We start from the raw sequence: 21,719 nt of genomic DNA on the forward strand, positions 1-21,719 counted from the left end.
AACCACTACTTGACACTGCACCGCAACAGGTTATAAGTCTTTTGAAACTAAACCATGTACTTTTTCTTTGCTAATATACTTACTGGATCTATATTAAATAAGTGGACACCTGAAGTAACTATCAATTATAATTAAGTAGACACCCAAAAGGAGGCACTTACTCATGTCCACTGGTAAAACCGGAACCCGATATGACGAAGATTTCAAACGAACTCTCGTCAACCTTTATCAATCTGGCGGCAAATCACAAGCAGCACTCTGTAAAGAGTATGGCGTTTCTATCACCGCACTTGGCCGTTGGATTAAACAATACTCAATCGTCGAAACGGATGATGGCGAAATACTAACTGCTAAGCAGGTCAAAGACCTCCAAAAGCGTAATGCTCAGCTTGAGGAGGAACTCCTTATACTAAAAAAAGCGATTGCCATCTTCACGCCACACTCAAACAACGATTAGAAGCTATTCATAAGCTCCGTTTCCAACACAATATCAAGCTCCTTTGTAAGGTTCTTGGCGTTAATCGAAGTACTTACTATAAGCATTACAACACCGAACCGGCTGATCGTACAAAAGACAATCAAACGATTGCAAAGCTTATTCTTAAAATCTATGCAGATTATAACAAACGTCTTGGAGCTTACAAGATTACCTATGTTCTCCAGCGTGATTATGGCATTAACATCAGTGTCGGACGAGTGTACCGACTGATGAGGACTCTAAAACTTCCACGGATGTCCACCGAAAAACCTTATAAAAATTATAAGCATCGGGACAACGGCGAGTGTACCAACCACCTTCACCAGGAGTTCAATCAGCAAACTCCAAACATTGTCTGGGCAAGTGATTTCACATACATCAAAGTTGCCGGCAAATGGTATTATCTTTGTATTGTAATGGATTTATTTTCTCGCAAAGTCATCTCCTGGAACATATCAGGCAAGCCAGATGTCGACCTCGTCATGACTGCGTTCAAAAAAGCTTATGATAGAAGAAACTGCCCTTCTGGACTTATGTTTCATTCTGATCGAGGATCTCAGTATACTGCTTTTTCATTTCGACAGCTTCTAGATTCTCTTAATGTTGTGCAATCATTTTCCAAAAAGGGCTATCCTTTTGATAATGCTTGCTGTGAAAGTTTCTTCAAATATCTAAAAAAAGAAGAAACCAACAGGAAAGCTTATCACTCCCTACAGGAATTACAGTTGTCCATATTCCAATATATTGAAGGATACTATAACTCAAGAAGGCCTCATGGCTCTCTTCGAATGCTAACACCTAACGAGAAAGAAGAACTGTTCTGGAATCAGGCTTAATTCCTGTTTCCAGTATGTTTTCCCTAATTATTGTGTCTACTTACTTGACTATAGTTCACAGGAAGTGACTCTTTCTGATACTATTATAGCAAATAAGCTATTAAATTTCAATCCACTCTCCCGCACAGGGAGCGACCTGATAGTGGACACGCCAACGGGTGCGGTCGACTATTTCAATTCACGCTCCCGCACAGGGAGCGACAGCGTCAGCAGTTCCAGCAGGCGAAAAACCAGATTATTTCAATTCACGCTCCCGCACAGGGAGCGACAAGGCTTGGCTGCATTTGCGCAGAGAAGTGTTGAGTATTTCAATTCACGCTCCCGCACAGGGAGCGACAGCAAAAACAGACAAGCACGGACAAAAAATTGCGTTGTAATTTGTCGTTTGCTCCAATGTTGGGCGGACAATATAGATTATTATACTGTTTTTATTCTTTTTTAGCAAATTATTTATACTTATTAGCTACATTACTAGTGCGAAAGGTGCCGCAATATCATGAGAGCTACCGGTTCGCACTACAAAATCAACGTTCCTTCCGGGTCATAACCGGCCTTTGCACCAAAATGCTCAATCCGAGTTTTATAATTCTTGCCCAGATAGTAAAAGCGTAGGCTGTCCTTGTTTGTATCAATGATTTTCAGCAGAGATGCCTGCAGCAGCTTGCACTGTGCTGTATCCAGCAAACATTCAAAAACCGAGCACTGCACACGTTGACCATTTTTTACGCACTCTTTTGCTACACGTCTAAGACGCTTTTTTCCAGCGGCATCTTCTGTATTGACATCATAAGTAATCAGCACCAACAAACCAATTCCCTCATTTCCACAGAAAGGGCGGATATGCATCCAAGTCCCCGCGAAGATACCTTGCCAAAAGCAATGCCTGCACATACGGCACCAAACCCCACTGGATTTTATCCTGCAGATACGGATGCTTGATTTCTTCCCGTTTATGCGTCTGCCATGCCTGTAAAAAAGCTTTTCGTCCGGAATCATTCAGGAGAACCGCGCCGTTTTCAGATTCATCAAACTGTTTGCCATTGATTGCACGTGTATTGATCATGGTAACAACCAATCTGTCCACCAACACGCTTCGCAGTTCCTCCATTAGGTCGAGCGCAAGTGACTCCCTGCCGGGACGGTCACGGTGCAAAAAGCCAACATAAGAATCCAGCCCAACGCTTTCCAACGCGGCGGCGCAGTCACTGGCGAGCAAGCGATAGCCAAAGGAAAGCATCGCATTCACGCGGTCAAGCGGAGGGCGTCTGGAACGCACTGTGAACTGAAACTGCTCTTTCTGATTGATGATCATCTGATCAAACACACCAAAATACCGCGTTGCGGCTTCGCCCTCCAATCCGCGCAGAGAATCGCCGTCCGTTACAGTCAGCACCTGTTTGGCGGTTTCTGCAAGGAATCTGGAAGCATTTTTCAACGCTTCAGCATCCACTCGCATTTCATGATCCCGTGCGGTGCGTTCCAGACACCAGCGGCTGTTGTACAGCTTTCCAAAAATAAAATATTTGGCCGTCTCGCAGCTTTCCACCGGGCTGTCTGAAATTCTGTACTGCATCTTACGAAGCAGCACGTTCCCCTGTGACCTGCCACTGACCCTTGCGAGGAAGCGGCCGGCTGGCGTTAAAAAAGTCAGACCAATTCCGCGCTTTGCGCACTCCCCTGCCAACGCCGGACTGGCACCTTTATATGAAAAGCAGAAAATGTTTTCGAGGCCGAGCAGCGGCAAGGGTTTTCGCGTGCCGTCTTCCGCGTGGACAATAACATTTTCATCCTGCAAAGACAGATAGGAATTTTCGCTCAACACGAAAAGCGTATTCAGCAAACGTTTCATAGTTCCTCCTGAGCGTGTGCTTTCAGATAGGCAGACGCGGCACCCGCTTTGTCCAATTCCGGCAGGCAGATGTCTTTCATAGAACAGGCGTTGCAGGATTTGGTGCGCCGCACTCTGGGCGTATAGCCTTTCCCGTACAGCTCATTCATTTCCTGCAGCGAAGCGGAAACCTTGTCACGCAGTTCCTGTGTAAAAAGCACCTCGGTTCTGCGGCGCGGTTCCCCGTAAAAAAGGTCGCCGGACGGAATTTCACAGCAGAGCATTTCCTCCAAGCACATGGCCTGCCCGCAAAGCTGAAGCTCATCCGCATCATATTCTTTCGGTTTGCCGTGTTTATATTCGACCGGCCGCGGCAGCCATCTGCCCTCCCTGCCGTGCAGCGTCACACCGGAAGCATCCTGCCGAAATTCCACTGCGTCACAGATACCGACCGCGCACAGCTTGTCCGACTTCACCCGCATGCCGCGGACGGTCAGCATATCGCCACGCAGTTCCGTTTTGCTTTCATCATGCACACGCTCATGCATCAGATTTCCCTCAACGGTCCGCAGATTTTCCACCCACTGGTTTTCAATATGAATCAGCGCCCACTGCCTGCGGCAAAACGAAAAATGCTGCAATTCGGAAAGCTGCCGATAATCTTCCTCCACGACAGACATCATCAGTCCCTCTGCTCGCAGGAAACACCATCCGGCAAATTTGTTTCATCCACCGTTACGGTATAATCGCCGTAGCTGCGCGGTGCGGTCACGTCATCGTTTTTCACTGCTTTAACAAGGTCAAACAGCTTGTGTGCCGGTGCATCGCCGAGTTCGGAATCGTGCTTGAAAATTACCAGCTTGCGCACCGCCATCTGACCGCGCGCCGCGGAATGGTCATACTCAAACATATTGATGACCGCGTCCCACAGCAATTTCAAGTCATCTTCCGAAAATCCGGTGGATTTGCGTGCAAGATTGGCAGAAACATAGCCTTCACAGCGATACAGACCGTAAGGCACAATATATTTTGTACCCATTTCGTTGTTCTTCTTTTCGGCATCATCCTCGGTGGAAATCGCCACGCGGGTAATGGATACTTCCTGAGAGACAACCGGGTCAACAGAACGTGCAAAGCTGAGCTGAACCGGCCCACGAACCTGGCCGCAGTTCAGCGCACCTTTAACCATCGTAGTCATCACAGCGCCGAAAGTACGGATGTCATAAAAATGGCCGCACATATAGTCGCGAATGACCTTGTCAACGTCGTTGTTTGCTTTTGCCTCTTTCAGCAGTTTTTTCAAATCCTTTGTTTCAGCGGCATTCTGAATGCCAATCTGCGCAAAGGCCTCATCATCGCTCCGGTTCAGCGGTACGCCCTTTTTAATGTAGATCCGGTAATTCGGGTCGTTTTCTTTCACGGTTTCAACGTAATCGCGGATTTTGCGCTTCAGGCAGACATCTGTGACCAGCCCAAAGCCGGTTTCCGGGTCAATACGCGGCATATTGCCCGCATCCGGGTCGCCGTTGGGATTACCGTTTTCCACATCAAAAAATACTACAAATTCATAGCGGTTCTTAATTACTTCACTCATGATTATTCATCCTCCCCGGTTGTGCTATTTTCTGTTTTTACATCGCCTTTTTTAGAAGTATAAAGTGCCTGTTTTTCGTGGTAATAGCCAAGGTAAAAAGCACCCTGCTCCTGCAAAGAAAAACGAGTTGGCAAAGTGGTATGTATACGGTTTTCGAGTTCGGTGATAATTTTGTCAAAATAGACTTTGGAGCCTTCGGTAAGCTTGCGCTGATGGTGCTGCGACAAACTCAGCAGAAGCGGAAAAATTGCCGCAGGGGTGGCGCTTGCGCTGGTAAAATACTTATCGCGAATGGTAGCTTTAATGCCCGGTGTTGCGGTGGTCTGCACTCTTTCCAGCACAGCGAAAAGCCGGCCAAGCACATAAGGGGTGCAGCTGCTGTCTTTATTCAGTTCCACTTGGAATACCTCCTTAGGTATTGTGATTCCTTTATTTTTTAAAAAATAAGCTTTCAGAATAGCGGCTTTTCGCCAGTTAATATCATGTTCCGCGCGAATACGCAGCATGACCGCTTCAAAAAGGGAAGCCGGATAATCCGTTCCCATCAGGATTGCCGTCAGCACAGCACCTGCCATCGGTGCGGGCGGCGTTTTATTTTTAGAGTTCTGGTTTGCGGTTTCGTTCAGCAGATGCCAAAGCGGCAAGGCGTGTTTCTCCCCCATCGGCTGCACGATTTCCAGCCGTTCCTGATGCTTGTGCAGGTTTTCCAGCATCTTTCCAAATTCATTCTGTAAAAAGAAGCGCACGGAAAGTCTGGAAGCGTTCGGAGCAAGCCCCAGCACATAAAACGGATTGTCATACCGGATTTCTTTGTCCCGAAATTTCGTTGTGCCGCCGCTTGCCAGCGCCTTTACAATGCCGTCAAGCGTTTGCTGGTCAATTTCATTGGAACCGTATACAGAAGCCATCCAGATGTCTTGCTCGACCGGCTCGGCATCCTCCGCCCAGCACAAAACGGTGGTATCCGCAATGCGCTGAACGTGCTCCCGGTCAGCAATCATGTAATTCAGCGCTGTGCCGTACTTAAAAGCCGCCGCTTCACTGACAGGTGCATTTTGCCCCTGCCCGGTTTTATCACGTCCGTCCTCATGGCCGTAGGACTCAAACGCGGCCGCGTTGTAGGAAACCAGCGAAGCACCGGAGGACTGCGCGCCGCTGATGCCCTTGATACTGGGGTGCAGGCGGGCAATCGGTGCTTCCTCGCCGGTCACCAAGCAGCGCATGATAACCGCGTCCGGTGAAGCATGGGTACGGTACTTTTCCCACGCCGCCCTGATGACACTGTCCTCCTGTGCATAGCTGCCATCCTCCATCTGGAAAATGACGTTACCGCCAGCTTTTATTTCGTCCAGATAATCCGCCAGTTGTTCATTTTCTGCTGCTGTGTCAATATTCCATGTGTCGAAGAAAGCTAGCACTGCTTTTGCCGCTTCACCTTCCACGCCATCCAGAACCGCATGATGCAGTTCTTTAGCGGCTTGAAAGCATTCTTTGGTGCGCTCCGGTTTTCCTTTATCGTCAATTGCCAGCATGTAGCTGCCGTTGTCACACAAAAAGTTTGCGGATATATTTACTGCTCTTTTTACTTGCTCAGGAACAGTAAGAACCTGTGGAATCTCTTTTTTGCCGTTTTTGGGCGTAACTTTCAGCGAAGCCACACCGAGCAGTGTGCCGTCCGGCGCAAGCCGCAGTGCAAGCGAAACTTTTGCGGTACTCCACCCTGCCGGGGAAATTTCGCCGTTTGCCGCCAAAGTGTCATAATACCTTACCAATGACTGCAAAATCATTTCAGCACCCTCTCTCCGGCAACCTGCATCACACCATGTTCCAGTTTGGCATGAAAAAACATCGGCTCAATTTTCTGCGGATTGCTGTAATCCATGTCATACAGCATCAGTCCCAAGTCCTTGGTAATGTCCGCCGCCGGTATTTCGCCACCCTGCCATGCCTGAAAGTTTGCCGGACACTCACGGCAGCCAAAATAGGGCTGTGAGTATGCTTGTCCCCTTTCCAGCCTGCGGCGGAAAATATCTTTAAACTTACCCTCGTTGTCGCTCGGCGCGGCTTTTTCGGTCAATTCAAAGTGTGCTTCAATCACATAATGCACATCCCGCAGCAGTGTTGACGCACGCTGCACAATGTCATCGCTGGTGCAGAGCATCGGCACTGCGCCGCCCTCCATCATGCTTTTCACGCTGCGCGCCGATACTTTGCTTTTTACTTCGTTGCGGCGTATGTTTGTAAATTTGATTGGATTTTCTTTCTGTTGCTCCTCCGTCAGCTTTGCGAAGTCTGTGCCAAACTTCGGCAACAAATAGATTCTGTCAATCATCACACGCAATCCAGGATGCCAAAAGACTGACTCAATCAATCCCCGTGCGGCCGACGGTGTGATGACTTCGTAGCTCATTCTTTCGGTTTTTAATTCTGGGCGCGAGAACAGCGCGTAATCGCCCCATGTTTCAACCAGCAAACCATAACTCAAAAGTCATACACTTCCTTTCCTTTATTTTTACGCTGCAAATACAAAATGACAATTTACTTTCGCTCACAGCATCACTCCTCTCAATTTCCATGGAAATCTTATGCATATATACTATCACCAGAGTGGCGAAATGTCATAGTAATTTTCTTAGATGTTTAGAATGTTATAATTTCAGATGTCAAGTTTCGCTTTACTTCTCTTTTGGATTCGGATATACTTAGTAGCAGTCTCAGATTTTTTAATTCAAGTGTAAATTAAAAAATCTGTGTGGGGTTGAAATTTAGAGGTTTACAATGTGAAAAAGCAGCCGGGCGGTTTTGAAACCGTACCGGCTCTTTTTTATTGAATCAGCCCAAAGCCGCCATCATTTTCGAAACTGAGGCCGGTGTTTTCATCGTAAAGCTCTGGCACTGTCAAAATGCCAAACCGCTCTCCGACCATACTGAGTGACGGGTACAGTTCCTCAAAGTGATTTTTGTAAATATTGACGCAGTACTGCCCCATTTCGCGGTACAGCCTGCGGTCCGGATGAAACGCAGGCTGTGTAAACAGCGCAGCAATTTCGCGGCTTCTGTCGTCGCGCGGAACCAGCACTGTCCATGTATCGCTGTCAATCAGGTGGAAGTTTTCAGCTGCCGTTTTAAATGGGAAACTAAAATGGCTGCGCACGCCGTCTTCAAAGCCTTTTACAACTTCTTTCACGTCCAGTGCACTGCCGATGTCATGATACAGCAGGTTAAAATATTCCGTAACCGCATCCGGCGCATCAATGCTTTCCTTTCCGCGTACAGCCTCCAACGCTTCCTCCTTAGGACGCTTCATAGCAGGACTTCCCTTGTATTTGCTTTCCGGCTCAAAAAGGTAAACCACACTGTCCTGCAGCGGGCGCTTGTTTTCGCGGTTGCAGCGGCCGCCCGCCTGAATCTCGCTGTCCAGCCCCGCATATGCACGGTAAACTGTTGGAAAGTCAACATCCACACCGGCTTCAATCAGACTGGTGGAAACCACACGGCACTGCTGATGATTTTTCAGACGTTCACGAATCGTTTTCAAAACAGCGCGCCGGTGCTCCGGCGTCATCAGTGTGGAAAGGTGGAAGCTGCCCTCCCTTTCCAGTAATCCATAAACATTTTTGGCCTGCTTTCTGGTGGATACAATGCACAGTACCTGACTGCATGCATTCAGCCGCTGTGTCAACTCCTCGTCCGTCAGCACGCCAAGCTGTTCGTAGCGTACCCGGCGAAAAGTACTGTAAAGTTCCTGTGTATTCGGGCAGATTTCATGTGCGGAAAGTGCAGGTGCATACACTTCAAAGAGTTTGCCAAGTGCGGGCTGTGTTGCCGTGCAAAGCACACAGGTTGTGCCGTAATTCACAGTAAGTTCGGCAATCGCATCCACGCAGGGCTGCAAGTAATCCAGCGGCAGTGTCTGCGCTTCATCAAAAATCACGACGCTGTCGGCGATGTTGTGTAGTTTGCGGCAGGCAGAAGTCTTATTGGAAAACAGCGATTCAAAAAACTGCACCGCAGTGGTAACGATTACCGGCATATCCCAGTTTTCGGTCAGCAGCCGCGCTTCGTTCATATCTTCGTCTTGGTCATCATACTGTGCACCGGAATAGTGCGCCAGCACGTTTTCTTTTCCCAAGATAGCAACGAAATTGTCAACCGTCTGCTCAATAATTGAACAGTACGGGATTACATAAATCACTCGTTTCATGCCACACTTTATTGCATGATGCAGAGCGAATGCAAGGGAGGAAACTGTTTTTCCGCCGCCGGTCGGCACAGTCAGCGTAAAAAGCCCCTTTTCAGCACTGTCCCCAGTATCTATACACATTTTTAAAATAGCGCTTCGCTTTCCGTTCAAACCTTCTTTTGCATCTAGCCAACGCTTTTCATGAATGTAATTGTCCAGTTTCTGTGACAATTCTTTGATACTGCATCCGCTGCCGCGTGCAATTTCATGATTTTTCATGAACGCGTCTGTGTCCAGAAAATCGGCATCCACCAAGCAGGAAAAGAGCATGCGGGTCAAAAAGGAAAGGGAAAAGCCCTGCCTTCCGAGCGGCTTGATTCTTGGCGGCTGGGGAACTTTCAGCTGTACGAAATCCTTATACACCAGATAATTCTGCGGCAGATTTTTGTTCAGCCGCCCGAAAAGAGTTCCGGTGGTTTCGCTGTCATCCTGCTGCCCGCCGCCGTTCATAAGCCCTGCGTGATGCCCCGCGATGCAGTAGGCCGGAAGCAGTGTACACGGGTTGTTCGCCAGCTTTTTCATTTCCATTGCTCCTGCTGTGGAATGATCCGTTTTCGGGCCGCCGTCCCAGATACGGTGCTGAAAACCTGCTGAGAACTTGCCTAGGTCATGTGCCAGTCCGCTTTGGTACGCCATATCCTCCGCACCAAAAGGCATCGCAAATTCTTTTGCAAGTTCCGCAACGTTTTCCAGATGCTGCTGAACTGTCTGCACTTCTTTGTCTTCTTCTCTGATATGTGCCGCAAAGGGCCGTTTTTCTGGCATGTTTTGCATCTCCAATCTGCTTTGTTTCCCCAATTATAGCATCCTGCATTGTACAATAAGTGGTACTTTCTTTGAGATTGTAACATAAAGTTCTATTTCCACTGTATTATTTTTCTTTTTTGTATAGTTTCATAAAAATTTTACTGGAAATATATAGTTTTGGAAAATTCGACAATTTCTTTTATCATACTCCAAGGCAGCGCCGCAAACAATATACAAATTGTGCAAATGTTTTCTAAATTTTTCTACTGTGAAATGATGTTTAATTTTTACACAGCAGTTTTTGGCATAAAAAAGCACCCGAACATTCGTCGGGCGGCTCAGTACCACATAACCATACGTTCTTTTTCTGTGCTGTGTTCTTTGGCTAATTCTATCAATTTAGTTCTGGCATGACCCGGATACATACAGCTATATCCGGGAACATTTTTAAGCGCAATAATTTCTTCACTTTGCAGGTCAACAACGATATGACCGCAAATTGCCTCTGCTTCCGGGTAAAAATCCGCTTCGGATTTGTTGCAATATTGCAAAGTTCAAAGCAATATCCTTCAGATATATTCTTATTTAGTAAGGGGCATTGAATTGTTTCGTCCAACACTTCTTCATCCCGACTCCATGTATTTTTGATTCAGCAGAAATTTTTTCAAATTTTAGTTCTATAATACAACATACTTCGATTTTACACAAGATGCAAGACATCTGCCAAACACAAAAAGCGGTACGCATCAGAAATGCGTACCGCTTTTTGTGTTAAAGTTGGTGGAGATGAGGGGAGTCGGACCCCTGTCCGAAAGTCACTTGCCCTGGATTTCTTCGAGCGCAGCCGGTTGTTTTAATCTCCCGCTGCACAGCGCCAACCGGCAGGCTCTGTGCAGCGGCAGCCCCTAAGTCATGACCGAATGAGGGGCATCATTCGATTCACGTTCACCGCTGAGTTACGCCCTCAGCCGGGCCGCGGTACTCCCGGAGAGGACGGCAGCTTTTTAATTAAGCTGCAACAGCCATCCCATAATTGTTATTGAAGTTAACGTTCATGACATTGCTGTTTTTCTTAGAGGATTTCTCATCTAAATTTAAGGTGCGGATTGATGAAGCGGTCCCGCCCCGCTGCTCGCTTACCAGGGTTCACAACCCCCGTCGAAACCTTTACATCCCCATAAGAGGTCAGGATATCCTGACCCATATAGAGTATACAATAAACTCTGAAAAGTTGCAAGTACCTGCAGAAATTGTCAGCGGTTCTGCGTTTTCATAGCACGGTCAACGTCCCGCTTGGCGGCGCGCGCGGCAAGATCTGCACGCTTATCGTACAGCTTTTTGCCGCGGCAAAGCCCAACCTGTACTTTTACCAAACTGCCTTTAAAGTAAATCGACAGCGGTATTAAGGAATAGCCCTGCTGCTTTACAATGCCAAACAAATGCATGATTTCTTTTTTGTGCATCAGCAAACGGCGCACGCGCACCGGGTCTCGGTTAAAAATATTGCCATGCTCATAAGGACTGATGTGCATACCGCGCACCAGCAGTTCGCCGTCCTCAACCGCGCACCAAGCATCCTTTAAGTTGCAGCCCCCGGCACGCAGAGCCTTTACCTCGGTTCCGCAAAGCTCGATACCGGCTTCATAGCTTTCTTCCACGAAATAATCATGGTACGCCTTTTTGTTGCGGGCGATGGTTTTGAAATTTTCTTCTTTCACGGCGTTCCTCATTTCCTTCGGGAAGCTCCGGCAAGTCCGGCGGAGCTTTTTTGTCAAGAACAGTGTATCAAAAAAACTTTAAAAATGATGTCGCTTTAAAGCTCACTACGCCCTTCCAGCGCACGCAGCAGGGTAACTTCATCAGCGTACTCTAAGTCACCGCCCACAGGAATACCATAGGCCAGACGCGTTACCTTTACCCCCAGCGGTTTCAGCAGACGTGAAATGTACATAGCCGTGGCCTCCCCTTCCACAGTCGGGTTAGTCGCCATAATGACCTCTTTCACTTTTCCGTCCTGTACACGGGCCAGCAGTTCTTTAATGCACAGCTGATCCGGCCCAACATCCGAAAGCGGAGAGATCGCCCCATGCAGGACATGATAACTTCCGCTGTACTCATTGGTACGCTCCATCGCAATTACATCACGCGGATCTTCGACAACACATATAACAGAATTGTCCCTGTGCTCATCGCGGCAGATTGGACAAAGTGGCTGGTCCGTCAGGTTACAGCAGATTTTGCAGTAATGTATCTTTTCATGCGCTTCCAACACAGCATCGGCAAAATTCTGCGCCTGCTCTTTAGTCATACCCAGCACATGGTACGCAAGGCGCTGGGCACTTTTGTGCCCAATTCCCGGCAGGCGCTCAAACTGCTCAATCAGCCGGGCAAGCGGTGCTACATTATATCCGGCCATTCTCAGAACAGACCCGGAACACTCAGCCCGCCGGAAAGTGCTTCCATTTTTTCACTCTTGTCCTCAGCGGCGGCACGCAGTGCTTCGTTGACAGCACCCATCACCATATCAGAAAGCATTTCCACATCTTCCGGGTCAACAACCTCCGGCTTAATTTCAATGCTCTTTACTTCCATTTTGCCAAGGACAGTCGCCTTTACGGCATCCCCGCCGGAAGTTGCGGTGTATTCCTTAACATCCAGCTCCTGTGCGAGTGCGTCCATATCCTCCTGCAGTTTCTGTGCCTGCTTCGCAATCTGCTGCAGGTTCTGCGGTCCTTTATTCTGGGGAACTCTTGCCTTCATGATTTATACCTCCGTATAGTTATCTTTTTAAGTATCTTATTTTACAGTACAAAATTGCTCTCCTTGGGGGCCTCTATCGCAGGCCAACACACACCGTCGCTTTCTGAGAAAGCGACGGAAAGCAGCCCCTGTATACAACCCTGATTCCACTAATCATATAACAAACCACACAAGAAGGTCAAGCAGAAAAATTCGTTTTCTATGGTTCTTATTTTTTTACAACTGCAATGCCCTGCTCTTTTGCACGCTCCGCCATAGTCTGCAGCGGATCCTTTTCTTGTTCCTGCTTCTCCGCCGGACGGTAAGGCCCCAATTTGTAGGTTCTGCCGGTTACCTGCTGAATTGCGCGGCGCATGCTGTCCCGCTGGGAAGATTCCCGCAGCAGGCTGAAAGCTAAATCATTGGCAGCATCAATCAACACATAATTGCCACTGACATAGGCTGCTGTACCTTTAAATGCCGCCGCAATCGTATGAGAATACTGCTTGAGCGCCTGCACGATTTCCGGCCATTCGGCAAGCGGAGATGCAGTGGCGGCAAGTTCTGCCGCTGTTTTTGTGGGTGCAGAAGCCACCGGCTTGGACTCCGGCACAGCTGGTACCGCCGGTGCGGCTGATTTAGGCCTTTCTACCAGCAGTTCTGTTGTTACCACCGGTTTTTCCGCTGCCGGTACGACCGGCGCAGATGGGACCAGTGACACCGGAGCAGGCGATGCCGCGCTTTGTACTGCCGGAGCAGTTTGTACGGCCGGCACGACCGGCGCCGAAACAGCTGAAACAGCTGAAACAGCTACTGGTGCACGCTTCTCCAATACCTCTATGCGGCGGACCAGTGCAGCGCGGCTGTCATCCAGTTCCGGACAGCACAGACGCAGCAGCGCCATTTCTATTTCTGTACGCCGGTCTACACCGCGGTACATCCGTTCCAGTGTTTCCTGCAGTGTATCCATGCCGTGCAGAATGACGGAAAGCGGAATTGCCAGCGCCTGTTTTTCAAGCCGGGCGTACTCGGTTTCGGTGACCGCCACCATGGAATGTGCGTCACGCATCGTCTTCATGAGCATTAGATAACGCAGATGAGAGGAAAGTTCCTCGCACAGGCGTGCCATATCTTTTCCGGCACGGTGCATTTCATCAATCACTGTCAAGGCTGCGGCACTGTCCTTATGATAAATCGCGTCTGCCAGCTGAAAAAGATGCTCCCGGCTTGCAAGTCCCGCCGCTTCGTTAACAACTTCCACTGTCACTTCCTTGCTGCGGCCAAGGCACTGGTCGAGCAGAGAAAGTGCGTCACGCATGGCGCCGTCTGCAAGGCGTGCCAGCAGCAGGGCCGCTTCATTTTCCAGTGAAGCGCCCTCCTCCCCAGCAATATAAACCAGCCGCGCCGCAATATCCTCCGGTGGAATTCGGTGAAAATCAAAGCGCTGACAACGGGAAAGAATTGTTGCCGGAAGCTTGTGCACTTCCGTTGTTGCAAGAATAAAAATGACATGTGCCGGCGGTTCCTCCAGTGTTTTCAGCAAAGCATTGAAAGCACCGGTGGAAAGCATATGCACTTCATCAATGATATACACGCGGTACTTTGCAACTGCCGGGGTAAAGTTTGCCTCCTCACGCAGCATGCGAATACTGTCCACACCGTTGTTGCTGGCGGCATCAATCTCCACAATGTCCATGATGCTGCCGTCCTGCACACCGCGGCAGATTTCACATTCACCGCAGGGGTCGCCGTCCTTTGGATGCAGGCAGTTGACCGCCTTTGCGAGAATCTTGGCACAGGTTGTTTTGCCCGTACCACGGCAGCCTGTAAAGAGGAAAGCGTGTGCCACCCGCCCTGCGGTCAGCTCATTCTGCAGTGTCTTTGTAACCTGCGGCTGCCCAACGACATCCGCAAAAACCCGAGGGCGCCATTTGCGGTAGAGCACTTGATACACGGTACACGCCTCCTTTCCGGCAGATGTGCTGTCTTATATGTCCCATTCTGTTTCCAAAATACTGAAAATTAAATCATCGTAAAATTTTCCATCCAACTCGTGGTGGTCACGCAGCACCGCATCCTGTGAAAAACCAAGGCTTTTCAGCAGTGCAACGGATGGCCGGTTAAAACTTCCTGTTTGGGCATATACTTTATGCAGCTTTGCCGCTGTAAAAGAAATCTGCAGCAAAGCTCTTACCGCTGTACTGGTGTAGCCGCAGCGGCGATATGCTTTTAAAATCCGGTAGCCGAACTCTGCACTGCGGTTTCGCGGATTGTAATCAAAAAAATTGATTTTTCCAATCATGCCGGCACTGCTGTCCTTGGGCAAAAAGATACCTGCAAACACCACGTCCGGATTCCGAAGATGTCCCTGCAGACGCTCTCGCTGTTCCTGCGGTGTATGTGAAACCACCGGGCGGCAGGTAAAGCGGCTGAGGCTTTCTTCCTGTGCAGCCTGACAGTTGAATGCAAGCACTTCTTCTACCTCTGGAATCCGCAGCAAAAGGCTGCCCGCATGCAAAGGAAAGCTTTTCGCAAAGCAAGTCCGCAGGGAAACCAATGTACTTTCGTTTTCCATTGCTTTCCTCCTAATATACAAAAAGAAAGCAAAGCAGGCGCCCCGCGCCGCCGCGCTGCCGGATATACAGATGGGCAGACAAACCTGCATCGCACAGGGCCACTCCGCTTAATGCTGCTCGGTTCCCCGCCTGACATGGTTCACGGCGCCCCGCCGCACAGAGCCCACCCATCTGCATATCCCGCCGCACGCCTTCTGCCTTGCTTTCAGTCATTTTCCGTACGATATTGGATACAGTAATATATTATATACGTTTTTCTGAAAAAACACAAGCATTTTTGCTCTTTCCAAAAAGTTTTCGCTCACTTTGCATATTCCCAAAATTGCTTTCTGCCGCCCGTATGGCTGTTCCCTGACAGGGAAGATGTCCGCAAAGTGGACAGAAAGCTGTGCGGCGCTATTCTGCCCGCTGAAATTCCGGTGTATCAAAAAAGCTGCTCAGCGAAATTTCAAGCCCGTCACAAATCGTCTTGATGGTTTGCAGTTTGGGGTTCCTGCTTTTCCCATACAAAATATTTTTCACAGAGGACGGCGGCAGCGCCGCCAGCGTTGCAAGCTTGTTGATACTGATGTTGCGCTGTCCGCAAAGTTCTAAAATCCGATTTCTTACCGCTTCCGCTAAAGTCATCTTGTACCAGCTCCATTTCTGTTTCTATAAAAATAGAGTAAACAATTTGGCTTGCAAATGTAGGCTATGTGTGCTACTATTTGGCTATCGGTAGCCTATTTTTTTCAAGGAGTAACGATTTATGAACAAATATCTTGCAAACCGCCTGCGTACACTGCGGAAAGCACATGGTTTCACACAGCAGCAGGCGGCTGACATTTTAAAAATTGACCGTTCCACACTTGCCTATTACGAATCTGGTCGCATCGAACCGCCGCTGCGGATTCTGGAAAAACTTCGTGTCCTTTATCATACGACTTACAATGATTTATTAGAATATCTTTCCTAGAGCAATCCTCCGAATTACTAAGGTCTGGGCTTGCAGCCCAGACCTGCTTCCCAATATACTAAAGTCGCGGCGGGTTTTGCCCCCACACCCCTAGTCGCTTTCTAAAGAGAAAGCGGCAGAAAGTAATTCTTGACGATTCTGAGGATTGCTCTAAAAGCCTACCCGAAAAGCGATGTCAAGCCACTTGCGGCAATTTGGATTTGTGATATACTGAAAGTGTACCTTTTGCAGGCAAATTTATTTGATATTATTTTCTGCCGGCGTGCCCGGTATAAAGGAGTTTTCACAATGCAGTTTGCAGAACATATTTTACCTTACAAAGAACAAATTCTCCGCGACTTAAAAACGCTAGTTGCGATTCCATCCGTTGTCAGCGATGCAGAGCCGGGCAAGCCTTTTGGCAGTGAAAGCGCACGCGCACTGGAAGCCGTACTGAAAATGGCGGAAAACCTCGGTCTGGAAACCAAGAACGTTGGTAATTACGCAGGACATGCCGTTTACGGCGAAGGCAGTGAATTTGCAGATGTGCTGTGCCACGTCGATGTTGTCCCCGCAGGCGATGGCTGGAACACCAACCCCTTTGAAACCGTTGAGAAAGACGGATTGCTGTATGGCCGCGGCACTGCTGATGACAAAGGTGCCGCTGTGGTGGCGCTGTACTGCCTGAAAGCTATGAAGGATGCCGGTGTAAAAACCAACCGCCGCATCCGCGTGATTTTCGGCGGCGGCGAAGAAGTTGCCAGCAACGATATTGACACTTATTATTCCTCCGAGCCAATGCCGGTCTATGGTTTCACCCCGGACAGCGATTACGGCATCTGCAACCGTGAAAAAGGAATTCTGCGTCTGGATATTTCCAGCGGCAAAGCACCGACCGCCGTACGGCACTTTACAGCAGGCACCGTTGTAAACGCCGTTCCCGCCAAAGCGGAAACGGTTGTTGCCTGCACAATGGAACAAGCTGCCGCGCTGATGGAACTTGCAGAGACTGACAAAGCGTTCCGCTTCACCAAAACGCCGGACGGTCTGTGCATTGGCGCGGAAGGTGTTGCTTCGCATGCCATGCAGCCGCAGGAAGGCGTCAATGCAGCCGCAAAACTCATTATGCTTTTGTCAAAAGTTCTGAACAAAGAAGAACTGGGCAGCCTGCTGTACTTCCTCTCTGAAAAAATTCAGACAGAATATGACGGCAGCCTTGTAGGGCTCAAGCAAAGTGACGAGCCTTCCGGTCCGCTGACTCTGAATCTTGGGCTGGTACGCATTGGGAACAGTACTTTCAGCGCTGGTCTGGACATTCGTTATCCGGTCACTGCAAGCGGAGAAGATATTCTTGCCGCCATGCAGAAGATCTGTACTCCTTACGGCCTTTCCTGCAGCCGCACCAACGAAAGCCGTCCGCTTTATCTGCCGGAAGACAGCGATTTCATCCGCCTGCTGAAAGGCTCCTATTCCGCTGTGATGGGTGAAGAACCGAATGTTTACGCCACTGGCGGCGGCACCTATGCCCGTGAACTGAAAGGACGCGGTGTTGCCTTTGGGCCATTCTTCCCGGATGAACCCGACCGCCGCCTGCACAACACCAATGAAAGCATAGACATTGCCCGCTTCATGCAGCACGCGCAGATTTGCCTGCAGGCAATGTTCGACATGGCAACAAAATAAAATTTCATTCCAAGCAAAGGGTGCAGGACACGAACGTGTTCTGCACCCTTTTGCATTATAAATGACAAATATGTTCATTCGTGCTATACTATATGGTTTGCCGGTCAAATTACAGGATGAAGGAGATGCAATATTTTGATGAACATTGACGAATGGATGAAAGCTTATGTGAAAATCGTGAGGAACATCTTTACAGACCGAATCGTCTTTATCGGGCTGCAGGGCAGCTGCGCCAGAAAAGAAATGACCGCAGAAAGCGACATTGATGTTGTTTTAGTACTAGACACCGTATCGCTTGAGGATCTGCACAGTTACAGAAACGCCATCGCAGACATGCCCGATAGGGATAAAATCTGCGGATTCGTTTCTGGCATGGCAGAAATCAGCAACTGGTATCCTGCTGATTTATTTCAATTCTACTACGACACAAAGCCTGTTTTGGGCAGTCTGAATTTTCTGCTGCCTAAAATTAGCCCCAGCGATATTCAGTATGCTGTACGGATTGGTGCCTGCAACATATACCATATGTGTGTACACAATGTAGTTCATGAGCACAGCACTGAAGTTTTAAAGGCACTGTATAAATCCTCCATTTTCGTTCTTCAGGCTCATCATTTTCTGCTTACACAGAATTACATTTCCCGCCGGGAAGATTTGCTCAACGCTGTGACTGGCACAGATCTTCACATCCTGCAAACTGCAGTAAATCTGAAAAAAGAACCGACAATTTCTGAAAAGCAATTTGACGCATGCACAAAGAACCTGTTGGAATGGTCCTCTGACCTGATTCAAAGCTATAAGTCGTGATTCAACTATTCAGAAAGACATACAGGTTTTCTGAATAAAGTGTTGTCCGCAAGCCAAATCGTAATGTTTCCATATCATGATTTTTTGTAGCAATTAAGCCACCTCCCCATAGTATGGAGTAACGCGATTTTGCGGGAGGGGAAGCATTATGCACAGCACCTACCGGCACACACGCCGTGCCTGCTACTTAGGCTACTTAACGCAGGGGATTGTCAACAGTTTGGCACCGCTGCTGTTTACAATTTTCCAGGACAATTATCATATTTCCTTTAGTCAGCTCAGCCAGTTAATTCTGCTGAACTTTGGTACGCAGCTGGTAATGGACTTTTTTTCTGTATGCTTTGTAGACCGCATCGGCATTAAGCGCTGCATCATTGGTTCTCACCTCGCGGCAGCCTGCGGGCTTGTGCTGATGGGAATTTTGCCGAACCTGATTGACCCATTTACCGGACTTTCCATTTCTATGGTCATCTGTGCAATGGGCAGCGGCCTGATAGAAGACCTTGTCAGCCCAATTCTGGACTCCCTGCCAATGGGACAAAAGACCTCCTCCATGAGCATGCTGCACTCTTTCTGTTGCTGGGGACAGGTTGCGGTAATTGCCGGCACAACACTTGGTCTGCACTTCATTGGCGGACACTTCTGGTTTTTGCTGCCTCTACTGTGGGCATTGGTGCCGCTTGTCAACCTGGTGCGCTTTTTGCGTGTGCCGATGCCGCCCGCCGTGCCGCCGGAGGAAAAAATACCGATTGGAAGCATTCTGCACTCCAAATTATTTCTGCTCTGCATGCTGCTGATTCTTTGCGCCGGTGCCGCCGACCTTTCTATGAGTCAGTGGTCCTCGCTGTTTGCGGAGCGCGGTCTGGGCGTTCCAAAAGTAGCCGGTGACTTGCTTGGACCATGTCTGTTTTCTGTACTGGCAGGCACTGGGCGACTGCTTTACGGACTTTTCGGGAAAAAGATCAATCTGCACTACGCTCTGCTGGGGTGCAGTGTGCTGTGCGTCATCTGTTACCTGCTTACCTCACTTGCCCCTTATCCGCTGCTCTCCCTGCTTGGCTGCGCCTTCTGCGGACTTTCCGTTTCGCTGATGTGGCCGGGGCTGTACAGCCTTGCCGCACGCTATTTTCACAACGGCGGCACCTCTATGTTTGGTATGCTTGCAGTCTGCGGAGATATTGGCTGTTCACTCGGGCCGTGGCTCACCGGGCTTGCCGGCGCGGGTGATGCCGGATTGAAAAATGGTCTGCTTATGGCGACAGTGTTCCCAATCATTATGTCCTTGGGAATGCTTTGCTTCTGCAAAAGGGCCGGATGTCGCCGAAAATAGCAGCCCGCCGCATAAACGGAATCCCGCTTGCACATGATTGACAAAAGTCATGTAAAAGTATATGATAGATACGATACCAAAATAGTAGGATATAAAAAGAGGAGGGAATGTATGCGCATTTCTGCAAAAGGGCGCTATGCCATTGCGGCTTTGCTGCGCATGGCACAGGCTGGAAAAGACACCGTTGTAAATGTAACTCGCCTTTCAGAGGACCTGGGGATTTCCCGCATTTATCTGGAGCAAGTCTTTTCTCTGCTGAAGCGTGCGCAGCTTGTTACTTCCACGCAGGGGGCACAGGGCGGTTACCGGCTGACCCGTTCCCCTGCTCAAATCAGTGCGCTGGATATGCTGCGCGCCACAGACACTGCCTTGTTTGAGCAGCCTGGAAAAACCTTGGGCGCAGATGCGCAGGACGCGGAAGCGGCACTGGAGCTGGTTTCCACAAAACTGAAACAGTCTGTTGAGCAAACGCTTTCTTCGCTGTACCTTTCTGACCTGCTGGAGGAAGCCGCCCGCAGCCGGGATAATTATATGTTTTTCATTTGAAATCCACTGCATTTTCTGCCGCCGCTTTCCTGCGGCGGTCTTTTTTACAGCAAATTTTGACATTTTTAATTATAAAATTAAAATATTTTTTTAATTCTTGTGCAATTAGCTTGACTCTTCTTTCGCAGATGTTATAATGAAATCATCGAAACACAACAAAAAAACAACGATTAATATGGAGGTACTTACCAATGCGTTTTACACTTCCCAGAGACATTTATTACGGCCCCAATGCACTCGATGAGCTGAAAAAACTGACTGGCAAAAAAGCTGTCGTCGTTGTTGGCGGCGGTTCGATGAAGCGTTTTGGTTTTCTGGACAAGGTTCTGGAAAACCTGCATGAAGCCGGACTAGAAACCTGCTTGTTTGAAGGTGTAGAGCCGGACCCGTCTGTTGAAACCGTCATGCGCGGCGCCAAAGTCATGCAGGACTTTGCTCCTGACTGGATTGTAGCCATGGGCGGCGGCTCCCCAATCGATGCAGCAAAAGCAATGTGGGCATTTTACGAGTATCCGGAAACGAAGTTTGAGGATCTCATCACTCCATTCTGCTTCCCCACACTGCGCACCAAAGCAAAGTTCCTGGCAATCCCCTCAACCTCCGGCACGGCAACAGAAGTAACTGCTTTCTCCGTTATCACTGACTACCACAAAGGTATCAAGTACCCGCTGGCGGATTTCAATATTACACCGGATGTAGCTGTCATTGACCCTGCTCTGGCAGAAACCATGCCGCCAAAACTGACTGCGCACACCGGCATGGACGCCTTGACCCATGCGATTGAAGCTTATGTTTCCACCCTGCATTCTCCCTTTACCGACCCGCTTGCGATTCAGGCCATTAAGATGGTCTTTGAATATCTGCCCGCTTCCTATAAGGGCGACAAAGCTGCACGTGAACAGATGCACTATGCACAGTGCCTTGCAGGTATGGCATTCTCCAATGCACTGCTGGGCATCGTTCACTCCATGGCACACAAAACCGGCGCTGCCTACAAAAATGGACACATTGTCCACGGCTGTGCAAACGCCATGTACCTTCCGAAAGTTATTCAGTACAACGCAAAAGTACCGGAAGCACGTGAGCGCTATGCCACGATTGCCCGTGCCGTCGGTCTGACAGGCGACGAATCAGGCCTGATCAATGCACTGTGCGATAAAATCAACACCTACAATGACCTGCTGAATATTCCGCATGCAATGAAAGATTATGAGAACGGCATGGTACCGGAAGATGAGTTCAAAGCGAAACTGCATGATGTAGCCGCTTTGGCTATCACCGATGCCTGCACTGGTTCCAATCCCCGTCAGCCAAGTCAGGAAGAAATGGAAAAGCTGTTGACAGCTTGCTATTATGACCTGCCGATAGATTTCTAAAA

The 21,719-nt window shown here is 48.9% G+C and carries 20 protein-coding genes and 2 other RNA genes; 7 read left to right on the forward strand and 15 right to left on the reverse strand.

Going from position 1 to position 21,719, the window contains the following annotated elements; all coding sequences use genetic code 11:
- Positions 1-163 precede the first annotated feature (163 nt).
- Positions 164-1,314 (forward strand): IS3 family transposase gene (locus H6X83_RS09550; protein WP_246419068.1). Its coding sequence is split into 2 segments (ribosomal slippage): positions 164-422 and positions 422-1,314, totalling 1,152 coding nucleotides; the frame shifts between segments, so codons are not numbered across the junction.
- Between the two features lie 516 nt (positions 1,315-1,830).
- Here H6X83_RS09550 and cas2 read toward each other — a convergent pair.
- The 15 genes from cas2 to H6X83_RS09625 all read right to left on the reverse strand — a co-directional run bounded on the left by cas2 (position 1,831) and on the right by H6X83_RS09625 (position 15,668).
- Entirely contained in the window at positions 1,831-2,121 is a 291-nt protein-coding gene (cas2, locus tag H6X83_RS09555) for a CRISPR-associated endonuclease Cas2 (RefSeq protein WP_212508551.1), read from the reverse strand.
- Between the two features lie 10 nt (positions 2,122-2,131).
- Positions 2,132-3,163 carry a type I-C CRISPR-associated endonuclease Cas1c gene (cas1c, locus tag H6X83_RS09560; protein WP_212506264.1) on the reverse strand — a complete coding sequence of 344 codons (1,032 nt, stop codon included), beginning with the start codon at positions 3,161-3,163 and terminating at the stop codon, positions 2,132-2,134.
- Positions 3,160-3,822, reverse strand: coding sequence for a CRISPR-associated protein Cas4 (gene cas4, locus H6X83_RS09565; RefSeq protein ID WP_212508552.1), 663 nt, complete (start codon positions 3,820-3,822; stop codon positions 3,160-3,162). Before cas4 ends, cas1c begins: the two co-directional genes overlap by 4 nt.
- Before the next feature lie 2 nt (positions 3,823-3,824).
- Positions 3,825-4,736, reverse strand: a complete 912-nt coding sequence (cas7c, locus tag H6X83_RS09570) for a type I-C CRISPR-associated protein Cas7/Csd2 (RefSeq protein WP_212506265.1) — start codon at positions 4,734-4,736, stop codon at positions 3,825-3,827.
- Positions 4,737-4,738: 2 nt separating this feature from the next.
- Positions 4,739-6,523 carry a type I-C CRISPR-associated protein Cas8c/Csd1 gene (cas8c, locus tag H6X83_RS09575; protein WP_212506266.1) on the reverse strand — a complete coding sequence of 595 codons (1,785 nt, stop codon included), beginning with the start codon at positions 6,521-6,523 and terminating at the stop codon, positions 4,739-4,741.
- Positions 6,520-7,221 (reverse strand): type I-C CRISPR-associated protein Cas5c, encoded by a 702-nt coding sequence (gene cas5c / locus H6X83_RS09580; protein ID WP_212506267.1) that lies wholly within the window; start codon positions 7,219-7,221, stop codon positions 6,520-6,522. Before cas5c ends, cas8c begins: the two co-directional genes overlap by 4 nt.
- 339 nt (positions 7,222-7,560) lie before the next feature.
- Entirely contained in the window at positions 7,561-9,744 is a 2,184-nt protein-coding gene (cas3, locus tag H6X83_RS09585) for a CRISPR-associated helicase Cas3' (protein WP_212506268.1), read from the reverse strand.
- Positions 9,745-10,504: 760 nt separating this feature from the next.
- Positions 10,505-10,903: a transfer-messenger RNA gene (ssrA, locus tag H6X83_RS09590) on the reverse strand.
- 76 nt (positions 10,904-10,979) lie between these two features.
- On the reverse strand, positions 10,980-11,444 hold the full coding sequence (gene smpB, locus H6X83_RS09595) for an SsrA-binding protein SmpB (protein WP_212506269.1): 465 nt from the start codon (positions 11,442-11,444) through the stop codon (positions 10,980-10,982).
- A 95-nt stretch (positions 11,445-11,539) separates the two neighbouring features.
- The gene (recR, locus tag H6X83_RS09600) at positions 11,540-12,142 is read right to left on the reverse strand and encodes a recombination mediator RecR (RefSeq protein ID WP_212506270.1); all 603 of its coding nucleotides are present in this window, start codon (positions 12,140-12,142) and stop codon (positions 11,540-11,542) included.
- 2 nt (positions 12,143-12,144) lie between these two features.
- A complete protein-coding gene (locus H6X83_RS09605) occupies positions 12,145-12,486 on the reverse strand; it encodes a YbaB/EbfC family nucleoid-associated protein (protein ID WP_212506271.1) in 342 nt (113 codons plus the stop codon).
- A gap of 208 nt (positions 12,487-12,694) precedes the next feature.
- Positions 12,695-14,419: a DNA polymerase III subunit gamma/tau gene (gene dnaX / locus H6X83_RS09610; RefSeq protein WP_212506272.1), complete on the reverse strand. Its 1,725-nt coding sequence runs from the start codon at positions 14,417-14,419 to the stop codon at positions 12,695-12,697.
- Positions 14,420-14,452: 33 nt separating this feature from the next.
- Complete coding sequence (locus H6X83_RS09615; RefSeq protein ID WP_212506273.1) at positions 14,453-15,040, reverse strand: GNAT family N-acetyltransferase; 588 nt, start codon at positions 15,038-15,040, stop codon at positions 14,453-14,455.
- A 75-nt stretch (positions 15,041-15,115) separates the two neighbouring features.
- Positions 15,116-15,210, reverse strand: an RNA gene (gene ffs, locus H6X83_RS09620) — signal recognition particle sRNA small type.
- 227 nt (positions 15,211-15,437) lie between these two features.
- Positions 15,438-15,668: a helix-turn-helix domain-containing protein gene (locus H6X83_RS09625; protein ID WP_212506274.1), complete on the reverse strand. Its 231-nt coding sequence runs from the start codon at positions 15,666-15,668 to the stop codon at positions 15,438-15,440.
- 121 nt (positions 15,669-15,789) lie between these two features.
- On the opposite strand from H6X83_RS09625, the gene H6X83_RS09630 reads away from it, so the two are divergent.
- The 6 genes from H6X83_RS09630 to H6X83_RS09655 all read left to right on the forward strand — a co-directional run bounded on the left by H6X83_RS09630 (position 15,790) and on the right by H6X83_RS09655 (position 21,717).
- On the forward strand, positions 15,790-15,996 hold the full coding sequence (locus tag H6X83_RS09630; RefSeq protein WP_212506275.1) for a helix-turn-helix transcriptional regulator: 207 nt from the start codon (positions 15,790-15,792) through the stop codon (positions 15,994-15,996).
- 288 nt (positions 15,997-16,284) lie between these two features.
- Positions 16,285-17,658 carry a Sapep family Mn(2+)-dependent dipeptidase gene (locus H6X83_RS09635; RefSeq protein WP_212506276.1) on the forward strand — a complete coding sequence of 458 codons (1,374 nt, stop codon included), beginning with the start codon at positions 16,285-16,287 and terminating at the stop codon, positions 17,656-17,658.
- A 138-nt stretch (positions 17,659-17,796) separates the two neighbouring features.
- The gene (locus H6X83_RS09640; RefSeq protein WP_212508553.1) at positions 17,797-18,465 is read left to right on the forward strand and encodes a nucleotidyltransferase domain-containing protein; all 669 of its coding nucleotides are present in this window, start codon (positions 17,797-17,799) and stop codon (positions 18,463-18,465) included.
- Positions 18,466-18,613: 148 nt separating this feature from the next.
- Positions 18,614-19,795, forward strand: a complete 1,182-nt coding sequence (locus H6X83_RS09645; RefSeq protein WP_212506277.1) for an MFS transporter — start codon at positions 18,614-18,616, stop codon at positions 19,793-19,795.
- Positions 19,796-19,906: 111 nt separating this feature from the next.
- Entirely contained in the window at positions 19,907-20,341 is a 435-nt protein-coding gene (locus H6X83_RS09650; protein ID WP_212506278.1) for an RrF2 family transcriptional regulator, read from the forward strand.
- A 191-nt stretch (positions 20,342-20,532) separates the two neighbouring features.
- Positions 20,533-21,717, forward strand: a complete 1,185-nt coding sequence (locus tag H6X83_RS09655) for an iron-containing alcohol dehydrogenase (RefSeq protein WP_212506279.1) — start codon at positions 20,533-20,535, stop codon at positions 21,715-21,717.
- Positions 21,718-21,719 lie beyond the last annotated feature (2 nt).

Source organism: Caproicibacterium amylolyticum (genome assembly GCF_014467055.1).
GTDB classification, from domain to species: Bacteria; Bacillota; Clostridia; order Oscillospirales; family Acutalibacteraceae; genus Caproicibacterium; species Caproicibacterium amylolyticum.

Bases quoted from the DNA above. Each gene is read 5' to 3' on its own strand.
- cas1c (WP_212506264.1), bottom strand. From the start codon at position 3,163: ATGAAACGTTTGCTGAATACGCTTTTCGTGTTGAGCGAAAATTCCTAT.
- cas4 (WP_212508552.1), bottom strand. From the start codon at position 3,822: ATGTCTGTCGTGGAGGAAGATTATCGGCAGCTTTCCGAATTGCAGCAT.
- cas7c (WP_212506265.1), bottom strand. From the start codon at position 4,736: ATGAGTGAAGTAATTAAGAACCGCTATGAATTTGTAGTATTTTTTGAT.
- cas8c (WP_212506266.1), bottom strand. From the start codon at position 6,523: ATGATTTTGCAGTCATTGGTAAGGTATTATGACACTTTGGCGGCAAAC.
- cas3 (WP_212506268.1), bottom strand. From the start codon at position 9,744: ATGCCAGAAAAACGGCCCTTTGCGGCACATATCAGAGAAGAAGACAAA.
- recR (WP_212506270.1), bottom strand. From the start codon at position 12,142: ATGGCCGGATATAATGTAGCACCGCTTGCCCGGCTGATTGAGCAGTTT.
- H6X83_RS09605 (WP_212506271.1), bottom strand. From the start codon at position 12,486: ATGAAGGCAAGAGTTCCCCAGAATAAAGGACCGCAGAACCTGCAGCAG.
- H6X83_RS09615 (WP_212506273.1), bottom strand. From the start codon at position 15,040: ATGGAAAACGAAAGTACATTGGTTTCCCTGCGGACTTGCTTTGCGAAA.
- H6X83_RS09625 (WP_212506274.1), bottom strand. From the start codon at position 15,668: ATGACTTTAGCGGAAGCGGTAAGAAATCGGATTTTAGAACTTTGCGGA.
- H6X83_RS09630 (WP_212506275.1), top strand. From the start codon at position 15,790: ATGAACAAATATCTTGCAAACCGCCTGCGTACACTGCGGAAAGCACAT.
- H6X83_RS09635 (WP_212506276.1), top strand. From the start codon at position 16,285: ATGCAGTTTGCAGAACATATTTTACCTTACAAAGAACAAATTCTCCGC.
- H6X83_RS09640 (WP_212508553.1), top strand. From the start codon at position 17,797: ATGAACATTGACGAATGGATGAAAGCTTATGTGAAAATCGTGAGGAAC.
- H6X83_RS09645 (WP_212506277.1), top strand. From the start codon at position 18,614: ATGCACAGCACCTACCGGCACACACGCCGTGCCTGCTACTTAGGCTAC.
- H6X83_RS09650 (WP_212506278.1), top strand. From the start codon at position 19,907: ATGCGCATTTCTGCAAAAGGGCGCTATGCCATTGCGGCTTTGCTGCGC.
- H6X83_RS09655 (WP_212506279.1), top strand. From the start codon at position 20,533: ATGCGTTTTACACTTCCCAGAGACATTTATTACGGCCCCAATGCACTC.